We start from the raw sequence: 16391 nt of genomic DNA, 5'->3' as shown, positions 1-16391 counted from the left end.
CGATTCGGCCGCTCGGCAGGCGCCGCCGATCAGCGGTTCGGTGGGATATCGGTCCAGGTCCGGGTGCGCCCGGGGATGCCGCGCAGGCGAATGTCCTTGTGCCGCTTCCATTTAGCGCGTTCAGCGGGTGCGGACGCCTGCACGACGTCGTCGCTGACCAGCACCCGCCGCGCCACTTCCTTGGCGACGGTGGTGAGCCGCGCCGCTTCGTTGACGGCGTCGCCGATGACGGTGAATTCGAGGCGCGTATCGGAGCCGACGTCGCCCGCGAACACCTTGCCCCTTGCCACGCCGATACCGATGTCGAGTTCCCCGGTTGCCACCACTTCGTCGCGGATGCGGCGGGCGGCGCGCAGGGCCGGGGTGGCGTTGTCGCGCAGTGCCGAGGGCGCACCGAAGATGCACAGGGCGGCGTCGCCCTGGAATTTGTTGACCAGGCCGCCGTTGTCCTCGGTGGCCGCGACGACGGTGGCCAGCAGCCGATTGAGCTTGTGTACGAATTCCACCGGCTCCATCTCGGCCGACAGCCGCACCGAACCGGTGACGTCGATGAACAGTGCCGACACCGTGCGCACGTCACCGGTGAGGTCGGCGCTGCCTGCCAGCGCGCGCTCGGCGACCGTCGAGCCGACGTGTTTGCCGAACATGTCCTCCATGTGCGCCTGTTCGCGCAGGGTGGTGGCCAGTTCGTTGACGGAGTGTTCGAGCCGCCCGATCTCACTCGCGCTGCCGACGGGCACCCGCACGTCGAGCTCCCCGCGGGTGATCCGGTCCAGCGCCCGGTACATGGCCCGCATCGGGGTCGCGACCGAGCGCGCGAGCAGCGCGGTGGCCAGCATCCCGACGCCGAGGGCGACGATCGAGAACATCCAGGCCGCGCGCACCCGGTCGCTCGCGGGCGTGGTGCGGTCGCTGAGCACCACGATGACGATGAGCCCCGGCAGCGCACCCGACACCGCCCAGGTGACGAGCACGCGCACCAGCACCGTGGCACTCGGATGCACGGTCGGTCCGAGGACGGCGGCGACGATGGGTACGGTCGGGCGGATCAGCCGGTCCAGGATCAGATAGATCACACCGGCCGATTCGAGGGCGCCGAGAATGAACCCCGCCCCGATCACGATGGTGTTGTGGTAGTCGGTGAACCGGTCGACCAGCCACACGGTGAGGATGATGCCGGGCAGCCAGATCAGCACGGCGCGCACGGTGATCGCGGCGGGCAGCCGGATCAGCTGGCGAGCTTCGTCCGGTGTCGGTTTGCGTCCCTCGTCCAGCCAGCGCAGGTGTTTTCGGCGGTCGTAGATCGCGAGGCCGATGCCGAGGGCGAATCCGAAGGCCGGGTAGATGGCGATGAGCCAGGCCGCGTCGTGCCAGTCGTCGCCCACCCGGCTGAACACGCCACCGGCCCAGGAGATGAGGAAGATGGCGCCGACGCCGACGAAGTTCGCGGTGATGACCACGAGGGCGAGCCCCCAGTGCGACCGCAGTAGCCAGCGGACCAGCCGGTTCACCGCGCACACCCGTCTACCGCACCCCGTGACGGGGCCGGGGCGGTGCGAGCCGCGCGAATGATCGACACAACTGTCCAGCATAGAAGGCGCGGCCGAGGACGCCGCGCACGCACGCCGCTCAGCCGAGCACGACGAGCCAGATCGCGATGTAGTGGCACAGCGCCGCGACCACGGTCGCCGCGTGGAAGAACTCGTGGTGCCCGAAGTCCGGCCACGGATTGGGCCACTTCGTCGCGTACAGCACGGCCCCCACGCTGTAGATCACGCCGCCGATGGCGAGCAGCACCAGCGGCAACACCCCCACGTTGTGCAGGAGGGTCGGCGCGACCGGCACCACGGCCCATCCGAGCAGCAGATACAACGGCACGCCGACCCATCTGGGCGCGGTAGGCCACAGCACCTTGAGGGCGACTCCCGCGAGTGCCCCGACCCAGACCACGATCAGCAAGGTCTGCCCGGTGCTGTCGGGAAGGCCGAGCACCGCGAACGGGGTGTAGCTGCCCGCGATGAACACGAAGATCATCGAGTGGTCCAGCCGCTTCATCCGCACCCGGGTCCGCACGCTCGCCCAGGTCACCCGGTGGTACACCGCGCTCACGCCGAACAGCCCGCACACCGCGACCCCGTAGACCACGGTCGCCCACCCGGCCGTGGCCGAGCGCGCGAACCCGGCCACCGCGAGCGCCGCCACCGCGACCACGGCCACACCGAACGCCCACGTATGAATCCACCCGCGAAACCGCGGCTTCACCAGCGCGACAGGCACACCCGAATCGCTACCGATCGCCTCCACGACCACCTCCAGTCAAACCTACGGAACCGTAAGTTACGCCCCCAACGGTACGTGAGACCCCCGCCCACCACCGTCGAAGGTGCCGACAACCACACAAACGGAATCCACCCACGGCCCCGCCGGAGAGGCTGTCGGCCTGCAGTCCTCGAAGGGATGCGGTCAGGCGAAACGGACCTCGGGAATGGTGGCCATCAGTGCGGCCCACTCCGGGTACATGGCGGCCTTGCGCTCGTGCATGGCCATGATCTCGGCGCCGAGTTCGGGGTTCATGTCGTCGGACAGGTCGGGGCCGATGACGAGTTCGGCGAAGTGCGGCGCGATGAGCGGATCGCCGGCCAGGTGGATCGGATCGTGCATGTAGCGCTCCAAGGCGTCGAGGTCCTCGATGCCGACGCAATAGCCATGGGTGAGGCCTTCGGAGGAATTGCCGAGGTTCTGGCCGACGGTCGCGAAGCTCACCGAATCGATGGCAGCGGTGCGGCGCATGGTGGCGAGCACTTCGGCGCGTTGCTCCTCGGTGGTCTCGCCGCGGAACCGGAATCTGAGCACGTGGACAAGCATGAAATCTCCTCGAATTGAACTGGCGGGTTCAATTTAGAGTACTAACTAGTAAGGCCGCAAGACTGAACCGGCGAGCCAACCGGTGGCGGTAGGCTTGCCGAGTGGCAGCACCGGCGCGGGGTCGTATCGACAAGCGACAGCAGATTCTGGCGGCCGCGTTCGCGGTCTTCGCGCGGCGCGGATACGCGCAGACCTGCGTACAGGAGATCGCCGACGAGGCCGGTGTCGCGAAACCGACCGTGTACAACCACCTCACCGACAAGGGCACCTTGTTCCGGGAAGCCTTGTTGACGGCGGCCGAGGTGGTGAGCGCGGAAACCCTTGCGGCCGTGGACACCCTGCGCGACATCGGTGACGATCCGCGGCCAGCGTTCCTCGACTCGGCGTACCGGTTGCTGCAGGTATGCGCCGGTGAGCGCGGCCGATCCCTGCACCGACTGGCCTACGCCCAAGCCGAGGACTTCGCCGACCTGGCCCTGCAGGTGCAGCAACGCACCTCGGTCCGGCTGCGCGAAGCACTGGCCGACCGACTGGCCCGGCTGGCGCTGGCAGGTCGATTGCGTGCCTGCGACCCGGACACAGCCGCCGAGCAGTACCTGGCCCTGCTCACCGGCCCCCTCGAGGCACGCTCACACCTGGGCGCCCGCAAGATCCCGGCCACCGAACTACGCGCCGTAGCCGAAGCCGCGACCGACACCTTCCTCCGCGCCTACCTCACCCCGGATCACGAGAAAGCCACCCCGTGATCTCGCAAGAACATGGGTAACTCCCCAGCCATCCCAAAACCCGAGCGCCTCCACAACCGCCGGCCCGGCACGCCCCTCACCCCGTACCCACGACCGGCAAAAGTCACGGGGAGGCGGCCCAGGCGTAGGGTGCGGGCGTGGAGTTTTTCGGTCGGGTGCGAGGGTTGCCGTACCGCGTCTATGAAGCCAGGCTGTCCAAGCAGCTGGCCGACAAGCAGCACCCCCGCCACGTGGCGGTGATGTGCGACGGGAATCGACGCTGGGCGCGTGAGAACGGGTTCACCGATGTCAGCCACGGTCATCGGGTCGGTGCGCTGAAGATCGCCGAGCTGGTCGGCTGGTGTGCCGCCGAGGGCATCGAGATGGTGACCGTCTACCTGCTGTCGACGGAGAATCTGCGCCGTGATCCCGAGGAGCTCGAGACGCTGTTCGAGGTGATCACCGATGTGGTCGAGGAGTTGTCGGCGCCGGAGCAGAACTGGAGTGTGCGGATCGTCGGTTCGCTCGCCGGTTTCCCCGAGTTGATCGCCAAGCGGCTGCGGGTGGCGGCCGAGCGCACGAGCGGGCGCGACGGTGTGCACGTGAATGTGGCTGTGGGGTACGGGGGTCGGCAGGAGATCACCGACGCGGTGCGCTCGCTGGTGCGTCAGGAGATCGCGGCGGGGGAGTCGGGTGAGGATCTGGTGCAGTCGATCACGGTCGACGCGATCGGTCAGCATCTGTACACCTCGGGCCAGCCGGATCCTGATCTGGTGATCAGAACCTCTGGGGAGCAGCGGCTTTCGGGTTTCCTGTTGTGGCAGAGCGCGTATTCGGAGATCTGGTTCACCGAGGCGTACTGGCCGGAGTTCCGGCGGGTCGATTTTCTTCGCGCGCTGCGGGATTACGCGGCGCGGCACCGTCGCTTCGGGGTGTGATGTCGTAGTTCTCGCGTACTGTCGCGTTCGTGGAACCTGATGAGGCGTCTTACATCAGCTATGAGGAGTTCGGCAGGCGTTTTCTCGAGTACGCCGTGTCCGAGCAGCGCATCGCGGACGCGTTCGGTGAGCTCACCGGTGCCGCTTTCGATTTCGGCCCGATCGGGGTGGGGCCGGGCCGGTTGGCGAAGGTCACCGCGCAGGTCGAGCTCGGTCAGCCGCGCATTCTGCGTTTCGTCGACGCCTTCATCTCCTTCGAACTGACGATCCCGTTGCATGTGGATCTGGTGGTCGATCTCGCGGTCGACAGGTCGCGGTTCCGGGTGGACGGCACCGTGCACCTGCATCTGACGGCACGCACGGCCGACCCGCTGCGGGTGGTCATCGACATCGCCGAGCCCCGTCCGGGTGATGTGCGGGTGAACGTGGCCAGTTCCACCAAGCGCGGGCAACTGCTGCGGGTGCTCGCCAGTGTCGATCACGAGATCCGCCGGTTCGTGGCCCGGTACATGTCCGAGGAGATCCGCAAGCCCGAGATCGCCGCGGTGCGCAACATCGATGTGGCGACCAGGTTGGACGCGGCCTGGAAGTTGTGACGAGTCGCCCCGGTTCCGGTGGTGTGCGGGCTAGGCTGCTGCCCGGAACGGACCCGTCGACACAGGTAGGGGACAGCGGTGGGAGTTGCGCGTGCTGCAGGTGCGTGGATCGCGGCGCTCGGTGCGGTCGGTCTGGTAGCCGGGTGCGGGGTCGAGGGCACGCCCGCACCGGTCATCACCCCGAACCAGCAGCCGGACCGTTCCGGGGTGTTCGCGTATCGAACCGAAGGTGAGCTGGTTGTCGTTCGCGGCGCCGAAACACTGCGTGCGTCGGGCAATTTCGGCTATTCGGCGGCGCCGGTGAATTTCACCCGCGACGGTGCGTTCGCGTTCGCGGTGGAGACGGCGTCCAAGACGCTCGTCGCGCTGAGCGTGGACAACGGTTCCGTGACGCGCACCGAATGCGACTGCACCGACGCGGTCGCCCTGCGTGACGCGGTGGTCGGCTGGTGGCGTGAGCCCGGCCAGATCATGAGTCAGGACCTGGCGGGCACCACCCCCGCCGAACCCGAACGCGACATCGTGCTCCCGGATTCGCCGAGCCCGCTCTCGGGTGGCAACTGGGACGGCGCCCGCCTGGTCGCGGCCACCGACGAGTACGTGCTGCTGGCACGGTCGGAGTCGCGCGGGCTGTGGTGGGAGAAGAACCACCTCTACGCGATCGGTTCGGATGCCATCCTGCCGCTGGGCCGGGTGCCCGGCATCGACTCCGAGCTCTCGGCCGCCGCCGGGCCCGACGGGCACACGTTCGTGCTCGCGGGCGCCACCGCGCGCAGTTCCTCCTGCGGCATCGGTTTCGTCGCGACCATCGACGTGCGAAGCAACGCCGTCTCGGACCTGCCCTCGGTCCCCGGCGAGTGCTCGACGGTCTACAACCCGCGCTGGGGCGGCGACAACGTCATCAGCGTCGCGGTGCGCAAGTGGGCCGATGTGGCCGGGGCGACCAGCACGGTCGACCGATTGCGTTCGGCCGCCCAGGGCTGGGCGCCGGTCGCCGAGCAACCGGTGATCGATATGCTCGCCCGCTCCGAGCAGACCGTCATCCAGGTGGTCGGCGGTGAGCCGCTCGCGGCGCGGGACACCCCCCACGGCGTGCTCGTCGTCGAAAAGGGCGGTGCGCGTTCGGAACTGGCGACCGAAGTGGTGTCGCTGGGGTCGCCGATCTAGAGCTTGCGCAGGCGCAGCCGGTTGATGGTGTGGTCGGAGTCCTTGCGCAGCACCAGGGTCGCGCGCGGGCGGGTCGGCAGAATGTTGTCGACGAGGTTGGGCCGGTTGGTGGAGTTCCAGATGTCGCGCGCGGCCGCGGTGGCCTGTTCGTCGCCCAAGCCCGCGTAGTGGTGGAAGTGGGCGTTGGGGTCGGCGAAGCCGGTCTTGCGCAACGCGAGAAAGCGCTGCACGTACCAGTTCTCGATGTCCTCGATGCGCGCGTCGACGTAGATGGAGAAGTCGAACAGGTCCGACACCATCAGGCGCGGACCTGTCTGCAGCACGTTGAGGCCCTCGACGATGAGGATGTCGGGCTGGCGCACACAGTGTTTCTCGTCGGGCACGATGTCGTAGGAGATGTGCGAGTACACCGGTGCGCACACCTCTTCGGCGCCCGATTTCACCTCGGTGACGAAGCGCAGCAGTTTGCGCCGGTCATAGCTCTCCGGGAAACCCTTTCGGTGCATGATGCCGCGACGGGTGAGTTCGGCGGTGGGATAGAGGAATCCGTCGGTGGTCACCAGGTCGACGCGCGGGTGGTGATCCCAGCGCGACAGCAGCGCCTGCAGCACGCGCGCGGTGGTCGACTTACCGACCGCCACACTTCCAGCGACCCCGATCACGAACGGCACCTGCTTGTCCGGGTGCTTCTCGCCGAGGAAGGTCGCGGTGGCGGCGAACAGCCGCTGACGTGCGGCGACCTGCAGGTGGATCAGGCGGGCGAGCGGCAGGTACACCTCGGCGACTTCCTCGAGGTCGATCTGCTCGCCGAGGCCGCGTAGTCCGGTCAATTCCTCCTCGGTCAAGACCAGGGGAGTCGACTTGCGCAGGGTGCGCCACTGCTTCCGGTCGAACTCCACGTACGGGCTCGGCTCGCTCATCCGTGCCACTTACCCGACGCTCCGTTCGGGCAAACACGCACAGCTGGGCTGCCCGTTCGGTGAGATCCGGGATAACTCTGACCGCATGCGGCGATTGTGCTCCGTGTCGGTCGTCCGTGCGCAACGGGGGGTTTGGCTACCCGTCGGTAACTAGTAACAACCACGAGGTAGGGCCCGCTTTTCCAATTCACCACGTAAGGTCGGGCGCATGGGGTCTCATCCGTTCGTCACCGAATACCTGCGGCTCGGACTGGCTTTCGATCGGCTCGAATCCGGCTTCGTCGACGCCTATACCGGCGATCCGGCGCTGCGCCGTGAGATCGACAACGCCGCCGCGCCCGCACCCGCCGACCTGGTCCGGCGCGCGATCGACCTGCGCGCCGCCCTGCCAGATGCCGGGCTCTCGCCCCAGCGCACCGAGTTCCTCGACGCCCACCTGGTGGCGATGGAATGTTCGGCGCGCAAGTTCGCGGGTGAGGAGATCGGTTTCGTCGACGAGGTCCGCGCGTACTTCGACGTCGACATCACCCCGGGCGACCCCGACGACTACCGCGAGGCGCACCGGTTGATGGACGAGGTGCTCGGCGGCGACGGACCGCTGGCCGAACGGGTCGCCGCCCACCGGCGCGGTGACGAGATCCCGCCCGAACGGCTGCCCGAATGCGTGGAAGCGTTCTCCAGCGCCCTGCGCGAACGGGTCCGCGCGCGGTACCCGCTGCCCGACCACGAACACGTCACCTACGAGGTTGTCGGCGACAAACCGTGGTCCGGTTTCAACTACTACCTCGGCAACTACCGCTCGACGGTGGCCATCAACTCCGACCTCAAACAACACATGGCGCATCTGCCCGCCCTCATCGCCCACGAGTCCTACCCCGGGCATCACACCGAGCACTGCCGCAAGGAGGCCGGGCTGGTCGCGGCGGGCGAGGACGAGCAGACGCTGTTCCTGGTCAACACACCGCAGTGCCTGATGGCCGAGGGCTTGGCCGACCTCGCCCTGCAGTCGATCGTCGGGCCCGGCTGGGGTGTGTGGGCGCAGGAGATCTACGCCGACCTGGGGCTGCGTTTCGACGGCGAACGGGCCGAACGGTTCTCGGCCGCGTCGGCGAAACTGCTCAGCGTGCGCCAGGACGCGGCGCTGCTGCTGCACGACAAGCACCGCAGTCACGACGAGGTGGCGCAGTTCCTGCAGCGCTGGAGTCTGGCGACGCCGGAGCGGGCCCGTCAGTCGCTGCGGTTCCTGTCCTCGCCGCTGTGGCGCGCCTACATCAGCACCTATGTGGAGGGCTACCGCCTGCTGGGCGGCTGGCTCGACGGCGCGGTCGACGCCCAGGACCGCGTCGAACGGTTCGGGCGTTTGCTGGACGAACCACTCACACCGGGGGCGATCCGGCGCCTACTGGATGACGGCGCAACCGCCGGGATTCATCAGTGAGCAGATGAGGTAGCCCAGGTGCAGAAGTAGCGCCTCGATCGGGTTCGACGGAGCGACGGCGGGGGTGACGGGCAGCGTGTTCATACCTGTGTCATCGGTCACCCGCGCGGCGCGCGTTACGGGCGAAAAGCCTGTTCGACGGCTATCGAACCTGGTCAGGAGGGTGTGAGCCGCGTCTCCCGGGTGGCGGGCGCGGCGCCGTTGCGCTATCCCCGTGCCGGGACCCCCATACCCGGCCCATAGACTGAGGGTCGTGACGCAGACGACCGCTTCGGTGAATACCCAGTCTCTCGGTGAGCTCGATCCCGAGTTGGCCGCCGCGATGGCGGGCGAGCTCGCCCGCGAACGCGACACCCTCGAGATGATCGCCTCGGAGAACTTCGTGCCGCGCGCGGTCCTGCAGGCGCAGGGTTCCGTGCTCACCAACAAGTACGCCGAGGGCTACCCGGGCCGCCGCTACTACGGTGGCTGCGAGGCCGTCGACGTGGTGGAGACCCTGGCTCGCGACCGCGCCAAGGAACTCTTCGGCGCCGAGTTCGCCAATGTGCAGCCGCATTCCGGCGCTCAGGCCAATGCCGCGGTGCTGATGGCGCTGATGAACCCGGGCGAGACCCTGCTCGGCCTGGACCTCGCGCACGGCGGTCACCTCACCCACGGCATGCGCCTGAACTTCTCGGGCAAGCTCTACGACGTCCACTCCTACGGTGTGTCGAAGGAAGACCACCGCATCGACATGGACGAGGTCCGCGACATCGCCAAGGCCGCCAAGCCGAAGGTGATCGTCGCCGGCTGGTCGGCCTACCCGCGTCACCAGGACTTCGCGAAGTTCCGCGAGATCGCCGACGAGGTCGGCGCCTACCTGTGGGTCGACATGGCCCACTTCGCCGGCCTGGTCGCCGCCGGTCTGCACCCCTCGCCGGTGCCGTACGCCGACGTGGTGTCCTCCACCGTGCACAAGACCCTGGGCGGCCCCCGCTCCGGTCTGATCCTGGCCAAGCAGGAATTCGCCAAGAAGCTGAACTCGGCGGTGTTCCCCGGTCAGCAGGGCGGCCCGCTCATGCACGTGATCGCCGCCAAGGCCGCCGCGTTCAAGATCGCCGCCACCGAGGAGTTCAAGGACCGTCAGGTGCGCACCCTGTCGGGTTCGCGCATCCTGGCCGAGCGCCTGACCGGCGCCGATGTCAAGGGCAAGGGCATCTCGGTCCTCACCGGCGGCACCGACGTGCACCTGGTCCTGGTCGACCTGCGCAACTCCGAACTCGACGGCCAGCAGGCCGAGGACCTCCTGCACGAGGTCGGCATCACCGTCAACCGCAACGCGGTCCCCTTCGACCCGCGCCCCCCGATGGTCACCTCCGGCCTGCGCATCGGCACCGCCGCCCTGGCCACCCGCGGCTTCGGCGACACCGAGTTCACCGAGGTAGCCGACATCATCGCCGCCGCCCTCGCCGGCACCTCCGACACCGAGACCCTGCGTGGTCGCGTCTCGAAGCTCGCCCAGAGCGTCCCCCTCTACCAGGGCCTGGAAGACTGGCGCCTCCTCGGCTGATCCTCCGACCAGCCGAAACGCCCTCGCAGACCCCCGGTCTGCGAGGGCGTTCGTCTTTCGCTACCTCAGGTTTCACAACGCCAGCGTGATGCCCGGATCGAGGATTTCCACAGTGGTGTCGGGGGCGATATCGCGCGCCGCATCGCGGAAGACCTCCGGATCCCGCGTGGCCACCTTGGTGATGAGGCGGCTGCCGATCGGACCGCTGGTGAAGGAATAGTGGATAGGCACCGCCAGCCGTGGCCGTAGCACGCGGGCCAGGTCGGCGGCCTCGGCGGCATCCATCACCACCTGACGGTTGAAGGCAGGGCGGATCCGCAGGCCGTTGATCGGCAGCAGGGCAAGATCCAATTCGCCGAAGCGTGAGGCGATTTCGTCGAGTGCGTCGATCCGCAAGGTATCGGCGCCGAAGAAGACCGTTTTGCCGTCCGCCCGTAGGACGAAGGTTACTTCCGGTACGCCGTGCTCGGCGGGCGTTGCCGTGACCTCCACCGGTCCGAGATGCGTGCTCTGCCAAGGGTCGAGTTCGGTGACATTGCGAAATCCCGCCGCGCGAACATTTTTCGCGAGACCCCGCACCACAGCGAAGGGAACGTTCTTGTCGGGATAGGTCCGCAAGGCGTCGAGATCGCAATGGTCGTAATGCGCGTGGCTGATCACGACACCGGCGAGTTCCGGGAGATCGGTCGCCGTGGCGATGCTGCGCTGCTCGCCCTGGTAGTAGAACGGACGCTCCGACAACCAGGGGTCGGTAAGGATCCGCGCGCCGCCGAAGTCGAGCAGGACGCTGGCATGGACTATCCGAGAAACACTGACAGACAAGGGAATTCCTAACAAGACGGGTGTCTACTGACAATTGTCAGTGGACACCCGTCCTGTTATCTTGTCAAGGTGACAGGGAAAGCGGCTCGGGATCGGAATCGTCGCGGCGAAGGTGCGCGGCTACGCGAAGAACTCGTCGACGCGGCCGCTCGGCTGCTCGAGGACAGCGGCCAGGAGGCTCTCTCACTGCGCGCTGTCGCCCGGGAAGCCGGTGTCGCACCGCAGAGCGTGTACTTGCAGTTCGCGGACAGGGCGGATCTGCTCGACGCCATCTGGGTGCTGTGGTTCGCCGAACTCACGGCGGCACTGTCTGTTCCGGAGAACTCCGACTCGTCCGCACGGCTGGCCGCCGTTCTTCGCGCGTACTGTGCCTACGGCTTCGACCACCCGGGCCGCTATCGCGTGTTGTTCAGTTCGGCCTGCGCGCCGGGCTGGGAACCCGACAGCAGCAACTACCACGGCCGCGCCGCGTTCCAGGTGCTCGCCGAGGCGACCGCCGCAGCAGGCGCTGACGACCCGATGCTTACCGCGACCTGCCTCTGGGCCGCCCTACACGGCCTGGTCACGCTGCGCCTGGACCGCCCGAGCTTCCCCTGGCCACCTCTGAATTCCCTGCTCGACGCACTCCTCGCTGCCCACCTCCCGACCAGGACCTGATCCGCGCCGTCGAGCAGATTTCGTGAAGGTTGATCGGACAACCGGTTGTCGGTTCTGTTGTCACCACTCACAGAAAAAGTTCCGAACGGTACACATCGGGGTGGGGATGGGGCATCGTCGAGTTGTATGGACTGTCGAGCTGAGTTGGCGCGCGAGGTTGGTGGGGTGGTGCCTGCCTTCGAGTTGCTCACGGAGGCCGAGGCCGGGGAGTTGTTGCGGCTGTTCCGGGGGGCTCGGGAGAACGAGCATCGGGCGTTGCATCGGGCTATCGATGCCGCGTTGTCGGCGATGCCCGCGCCGTTGCGTGGGGCTTCGCGGCGGATCATCTTCGGTGAGCGATGATCGAGACCGAGCTCGAGGCGCAGACCCAGTTGGTGGTGCTGGCACGCACTTTGGGGGTTTCGCCGCAGCATCTGGCGCCACTCACACGGCTCGGCGCGGCGCACCTGTCGGCGATCCAGCAGCAGATGCTGTACGCGTTGCACGCCGAGCACGCGGACACCTTCCGCCGGGTCACCCCGGTGGTGCCGATTTTCCCGGTCGGTCTCGGGGTGGCGCTGTTCGAGCGGGTGGTGCCGCCGGTGCTCGCGGCCAGGTTTCTCGGTGCGGTCGGCATCCACTATCCGGAGAAATGCGCGCAGGCACTGTGCATGGTCGACGCCGTCTACGCGGCCGACGGTGCGCCGTATCTGGATCCGAACGTCTTCGAGCAGTTGATGCGGTACGGCAGGCCGGAGCCGATCACCCTCATCATCAACGAATTGCTGCGCCGCCGTGACTATGTGACCGCCGCCCGGTTCCTGTCCGTGGTGAACGAGCCGTTGATCGCGGCGCTGGAGGAGACCGTCCTCGACGACGCGGGCCTGGTCTACACCGCCGCCTACGCCTATCCCGCGCACACGCTCAGCCGGATCGTGCGGCAACTGCTCGCCGGGCCACGCGGCCGGGTGCCCGGCATGCTCCAGACGGTGCTGGCCGGCCCACCCCCGCTGCACCATGCGATGCTCGCGCTGTTCTGCAAGGTCGAGCCCGAGGTCGCGGCCAAGCTGGGCGACATCTTCTTCGGGCGCGGCGCCGCGCACGAGATCGGTCGATTCCTGCTGACCGCGGTCGACCGCAGCGCCTCGATCGCATTGCTCACCCTGATCGGGCGCCTCAATCCCGTTGCGCTGTGGGCATTGTCGACCAATCCACAACTGGCCGACCCCGGCGTGCTGACCCGATTGGTGCGCGCACTCGACGGCCGGACCGAAGCCGACCCGTGGCGTGGACTGTTCGCGCTGTCGGCCCGGCTCAGCGAACCGGCCCGCCGCCGGATCGCCGCCACGCTGGCCGAGCTCAGCCCCGCCTCCATCGCGGCGCTGCCCGCCCACGCCACCGACGCCACCTACTGGCCCGCCCTGTTGCAACTGCTGGCCGAGTCCGAGCCCGCAGCCCAGGCGCGGGTGGCCGGAATCTGGTCGCGCCTGCCACCGGAATGGCAGGCGGGCATCGACCGCCACATCCGCACCAACCGCTACGACACCCGCCTCGGCACCATCACGAACGCCTTGACCGAGTCGAGCGCCGAAGAGGTCTTCTTCCGTCGTCGTCAGCAGATCCGGCAGCGCGGCGAAGGCGAGTTCGCCGCCTGGTGACGGCTCACTTCACCAGCGGAAGCAGGGCGCGACCCACCGCCTCGACCATGCCCGGCTCATGGCCGTTGGCGACCATGTTCACGATGACGCCGTCGATGCCCTGGTCGAGCACCCGGTCCTTGATCTGCTCGGCGACATCGTCCGGTGTGCCGACGAACTGGCGGTCGACGACGCTCTCGCGGCGCTCCGCCTCGCTCATCGATGCCACGTCGATCCCGACCTGCGACATCATGTCGGCCTGGATCTTGCGGGCCCGGTCGCTGTCCTCGTCGGCGATGACGAACGCGAGGAAACTGGTGTCGAGAGTGGCGGGGTCGCGATCGACCTCCGCGCATCGCTGTCGCAACGCGGCCACCTTGCGTGGCAGCTCCGAGGCGTTGCAGATGATGTTGAGGTGGTCGCCGAAGCGCGCGGCCATGGCGAAGGTCTTCTTCTCACCGCCGCCACCGAGCAGGATCGGCAGGTCGTCGCGCAGGCGTGGCTCGTTGATCGCGTTCTCGGTGCGGTACCACTTGCCGTCGAAGGTGGGTCGCTGTCCGCGCAGCATGGGCGTGATGATCTGCAACGCCTCCTCGAGGCGTTCGAAACGTTCGGTGAACGTGCCGAATTCGAAGCCGTACTGCTGGTGTTCGAGCTCGAACCAGCCCGCCCCGATGCCGAGCACCGCGCGGCCACCGCTGACCACGTCGAGGGTGGTCACCGTCTTGGCGAGCAACGCGGGGTTGCGGTAGGTGTTGCCGGTTACCAAGGCGGACAATTGGATTCGGTCGGTCGCCGTGGCCAGTGCCGAGAGCGCGGAGTACGCCTCGAGCATCGGCGCGTCGGGCGGGCCGATCAACGGCAGCTGATAGAAGTGGTCCATCACGAAGGCGGCGTCGAAGCCGGCCGCTTCCGCTTCCCTCGCCTGCGCGACGACCGTCGGGAACAGCTCGCGGATCGAGGCGGTGTTACTGAAATTGGGCATCTGGTAACCGAGACGAATGCTCATGCGCCCGAGCCTATGGCTTGGAGTGCACTCCAGGTCAAGCCCTGTTCCGGGCCGTTTGGGGGTAGTCGACGAGGTCGACGTCGTTGGCTGCCTTGTCACCGTATTTCAGCATCAGGCCGAACAAGCGGGAGCCGAGGAACCAGTTGCGGGCCTTGATGCCGGCAGCGGTTTTGGGGGCGAGGAACGGGCCGGTGTTGGAATTCCCCGCGATTTTGGCGTACCGCTTCATGATGCGGTTGTAGGCGCGATAGGCGGCATCGTAATCACCTGCGCTGGAAGCCAACTCGCCCGCGAGTACGTAGGCGCCGACGAGCGCGAGGCCGGTGCCGAAGCCGGCCAAGGTGTTGCCGTAGGCGGCATCGCCGAGCAGGGCGACGCGGCCACGGGTGTAGGTGCCGTTCATCCGAACCTGGCTGATCGAGTCGAGGTAGACCTCGTCCAGGTCGTCGAGTTCGGTGAGCATGCGTGGGACGTGCCAGCCCACCTCGGCGAAAACCGACCGGACGATACGACGTTGGGCCGACGTGTCGGTGCGCGAGTAGTCGAGTTCGGGGGAGGCGAACATGTACATCTGCTGCGCTTTGGCACCGCCGTCGACGGCCAGCTTCCCGGGCACGTTGTGTGCGTACCCCGTGGCGCGCTCGCGCGGCACCGACTTGTCGGCCCAGCGGCTCGCCCCTGCCACGCAGTAGTAGTAACCGAGGTGGGTGACGAAGTCGGATTCCGGGCCGAACGCCAAATGCCGTACCCGCGAATGGATTCCGTCCGCGCCAACGACGAGATCGAATGTGCGGGCCGCGGCGTTCTCGAACGCGACGTGCACGCCGGACCCGGTGTCGCGTAGCGCGGTGACGGTATCGCCGAAGACGTATTCCACGGTGTCCCTGGTCTGTTCGTACAGGACAGCGGCCAGGTCGCCGCGTAGGATCTCCATGGCGCCGCCGGTGAAATCGCCTGACATCACGGCCAATTCACGATCGTTCGCGTCGACGAAGACCATGTCGGTGGTGCCGGTGCGGCGCGCACGCACCGCGTCGAGGATGCCCATCCGCTTCAGCACCTCGAGATGGACACCGTCCTTGAAGTCGACGGCCTGCCCGCCGGGTCGCAACGCGGCGGCGCGCTCCACGACGGTGACATCGAAGCCGTACCGCCGCAGCCAGTAGGCGAGGGCGGGCCCGGCGATGCTCGCCCCGGAGATGAGGACGGTCTGGTTCGGCATGGAGGCTCCTCGGAATCAGTGTCCGCCGTAATCTGTTTCTGGTGGACACGGAATAGAGTACGACGGACACTGTTTCTGCGTCAAGATCTGTTTCCGGCGGACGCAAATGGCCGGTATCCTGAGCGCGAAAGGAGGGCCGATGCCGTCACCGACCACCGTCGAGCTGCTGTGGGGCACCGCTCAGCGCCCGACCCGGGGGCCTAAACCCGCACTCACCCTCGACCGGATCGTCGGCGAAGCGATCGCGCTGGCCGACGCCGAAGGGCTCGCCGCGCTATCGATGCAGCGCCTGGCCGAACGTCTCGGCTTCACCAAGATGTCGCTCTACCGGTACGTCCCCGGCAAGGAGCAACTGACAGCGCTCATGCTCGATGTGGCCATCGGCGAACCCCCGGAAAACCCAGCTGTGCAGCAGGATTGGCGAGCCGCCCTGACGAACTGGACCAAGGCCATCCATGACAGCTACCGCGCCCACCCCTGGACCATCGACCTCGCCCGTGGCATTCGCCCCTTCGGTCCGAACGAAATGGCCTGGACCGAATCGGCGCTGACCGCACTGGCGCACACCGGGCTCAGCGGCCCGGAGCAGCTCGACACCATCGTCCTGCTCAACAGCCACGCCCGCGGCCTTGCCCAGCAGGTCCCGGCAGGCGAGCAGGCGGATCACTTCACCGACCAGTTCACCCAGATGATGACCGCTGCCGCCGAGCGCTACCCCCGGGTCCGCGCCGCCTTCGCCGAGGAAGCGGCCGCCGACGGCCGCGACAACGCCCTCGATTTCGGCATCGACCGCATCCTCGACGGCATCGCCGCCCTGATCGATCGTCGCGCCGCTCTGGTCCACGAGCCGCCGAAGTCCTAGGCTCA

General features: G+C 67.7%; 17 protein-coding genes. 10 read left to right on the top strand and 7 right to left on the bottom strand.

Annotation, left to right across the window (positions count from 1 at the left end):
- Nucleotides 1–29: 29 nt before the first annotated feature.
- The 3 genes from HYG95_RS03705 to HYG95_RS03695 form a co-directional block, all read right to left on the bottom strand.
- Nucleotides 30–1511 (bottom strand): adenylate/guanylate cyclase domain-containing protein, encoded by a 1482-nt coding sequence (locus HYG95_RS03705; RefSeq protein WP_370465667.1) that lies wholly within the window; start codon nucleotides 1509–1511, stop codon nucleotides 30–32.
- Between the two features lie 118 nt (nucleotides 1512–1629).
- Nucleotides 1630–2304, bottom strand: a complete 675-nt coding sequence (locus HYG95_RS03700) for a hemolysin III family protein (RefSeq protein ID WP_370465666.1) — start codon at nucleotides 2302–2304, stop codon at nucleotides 1630–1632.
- A 159-nt stretch (nucleotides 2305–2463) separates the two neighbouring features.
- Nucleotides 2464–2865, bottom strand: a complete 402-nt coding sequence (locus tag HYG95_RS03695) for a Dabb family protein (protein ID WP_181696602.1) — start codon at nucleotides 2863–2865, stop codon at nucleotides 2464–2466.
- Nucleotides 2866–2966: 101 nt separating this feature from the next.
- Here HYG95_RS03695 and HYG95_RS03690 point away from each other — a divergent pair, with 101 nt between their 5' ends.
- The 4 genes from HYG95_RS03690 (at nucleotide 2967) to HYG95_RS03675 (ending at nucleotide 6291) form a co-directional block, all read left to right on the top strand.
- On the top strand, nucleotides 2967–3611 hold the full coding sequence (locus HYG95_RS03690; RefSeq protein ID WP_181696601.1) for a TetR/AcrR family transcriptional regulator: 645 nt from the start codon (nucleotides 2967–2969) through the stop codon (nucleotides 3609–3611).
- 137 nt (nucleotides 3612–3748) lie between these two features.
- Entirely contained in the window at nucleotides 3749–4528 is a 780-nt protein-coding gene (locus tag HYG95_RS03685; protein WP_067485647.1) for an isoprenyl transferase, read from the top strand.
- Between the two features lie 29 nt (nucleotides 4529–4557).
- Nucleotides 4558–5124 (top strand): hypothetical protein, encoded by a 567-nt coding sequence (locus tag HYG95_RS03680; protein ID WP_067637819.1) that lies wholly within the window; start codon nucleotides 4558–4560, stop codon nucleotides 5122–5124.
- Between the two features lie 78 nt (nucleotides 5125–5202).
- Entirely contained in the window at nucleotides 5203–6291 is a 1089-nt protein-coding gene (locus tag HYG95_RS03675; protein ID WP_181696600.1) for a hypothetical protein, read from the top strand.
- Here HYG95_RS03675 and coaA read toward each other — a convergent pair.
- Complete coding sequence (gene coaA, locus HYG95_RS03670; protein ID WP_181696599.1) at nucleotides 6288–7220, bottom strand: type I pantothenate kinase; 933 nt, start codon at nucleotides 7218–7220, stop codon at nucleotides 6288–6290. The genes HYG95_RS03675 and coaA overlap by 4 nt on opposite strands.
- A gap of 199 nt (nucleotides 7221–7419) precedes the next feature.
- On the opposite strand from coaA, the gene HYG95_RS03665 reads away from it, so the two are divergent.
- Together HYG95_RS03665 and glyA are read left to right on the top strand one after the other, a co-directional pair.
- The gene (locus tag HYG95_RS03665; protein WP_181696598.1) at nucleotides 7420–8649 is read left to right on the top strand and encodes a DUF885 domain-containing protein; all 1230 of its coding nucleotides are present in this window, start codon (nucleotides 7420–7422) and stop codon (nucleotides 8647–8649) included.
- A gap of 253 nt (nucleotides 8650–8902) precedes the next feature.
- The gene (gene glyA, locus HYG95_RS03660) at nucleotides 8903–10198 is read left to right on the top strand and encodes a serine hydroxymethyltransferase (protein WP_181696597.1); all 1296 of its coding nucleotides are present in this window, start codon (nucleotides 8903–8905) and stop codon (nucleotides 10196–10198) included.
- Between the two features lie 72 nt (nucleotides 10199–10270).
- On the opposite strand, the gene HYG95_RS03655 is transcribed toward glyA, so the two are convergent.
- A complete protein-coding gene (locus HYG95_RS03655; RefSeq protein WP_220139013.1) occupies nucleotides 10271–11020 on the bottom strand; it encodes an MBL fold metallo-hydrolase in 750 nt (249 codons plus the stop codon).
- A gap of 69 nt (nucleotides 11021–11089) precedes the next feature.
- Between HYG95_RS03655 and HYG95_RS03650 the strand changes: the two genes are divergently transcribed.
- From HYG95_RS03650 to HYG95_RS03640, 3 genes are all read left to right on the top strand, one after another.
- On the top strand, nucleotides 11090–11677 hold the full coding sequence (locus HYG95_RS03650) for a TetR/AcrR family transcriptional regulator (RefSeq protein ID WP_181696596.1): 588 nt from the start codon (nucleotides 11090–11092) through the stop codon (nucleotides 11675–11677).
- Between the two features lie 126 nt (nucleotides 11678–11803).
- On the top strand, nucleotides 11804–12019 hold the full coding sequence (locus tag HYG95_RS03645) for a hypothetical protein (RefSeq protein WP_067485666.1): 216 nt from the start codon (nucleotides 11804–11806) through the stop codon (nucleotides 12017–12019).
- Entirely contained in the window at nucleotides 12016–13314 is a 1299-nt protein-coding gene (locus HYG95_RS03640) for a hypothetical protein (protein ID WP_181696595.1), read from the top strand. The genes HYG95_RS03645 and HYG95_RS03640 overlap by 4 nt, the downstream gene beginning before the upstream one ends.
- Nucleotides 13315–13318: 4 nt before the next feature.
- On the opposite strand, the gene HYG95_RS03635 is transcribed toward HYG95_RS03640, so the two are convergent.
- Together HYG95_RS03635 and HYG95_RS03630 are read right to left on the bottom strand one after the other, a co-directional pair.
- Nucleotides 13319–14302, bottom strand: coding sequence for an LLM class F420-dependent oxidoreductase (locus HYG95_RS03635; protein WP_181696594.1), 984 nt, complete (start codon nucleotides 14300–14302; stop codon nucleotides 13319–13321).
- Nucleotides 14303–14336: 34 nt separating this feature from the next.
- The gene (locus HYG95_RS03630; RefSeq protein ID WP_181696593.1) at nucleotides 14337–15524 is read right to left on the bottom strand and encodes an FAD-dependent monooxygenase; all 1188 of its coding nucleotides are present in this window, start codon (nucleotides 15522–15524) and stop codon (nucleotides 14337–14339) included.
- 139 nt (nucleotides 15525–15663) lie between these two features.
- Between HYG95_RS03630 and HYG95_RS03625 the strand changes: the two genes are divergently transcribed.
- Nucleotides 15664–16386: a TetR/AcrR family transcriptional regulator gene (locus HYG95_RS03625; RefSeq protein WP_181696592.1), complete on the top strand. Its 723-nt coding sequence runs from the start codon at nucleotides 15664–15666 to the stop codon at nucleotides 16384–16386.
- The last annotated feature ends 5 nt before the right edge of the window (nucleotides 16387–16391 follow it).

The sequence above is a fragment of the Nocardia sp. GTS18 genome (genome assembly GCF_013839555.1).
GTDB classification, from domain to species: domain Bacteria; phylum Actinomycetota; class Actinomycetes; order Mycobacteriales; family Mycobacteriaceae; genus Nocardia; species Nocardia rosealba.
This window is presented reverse-complemented; position numbering and strand designations above follow the sequence as displayed.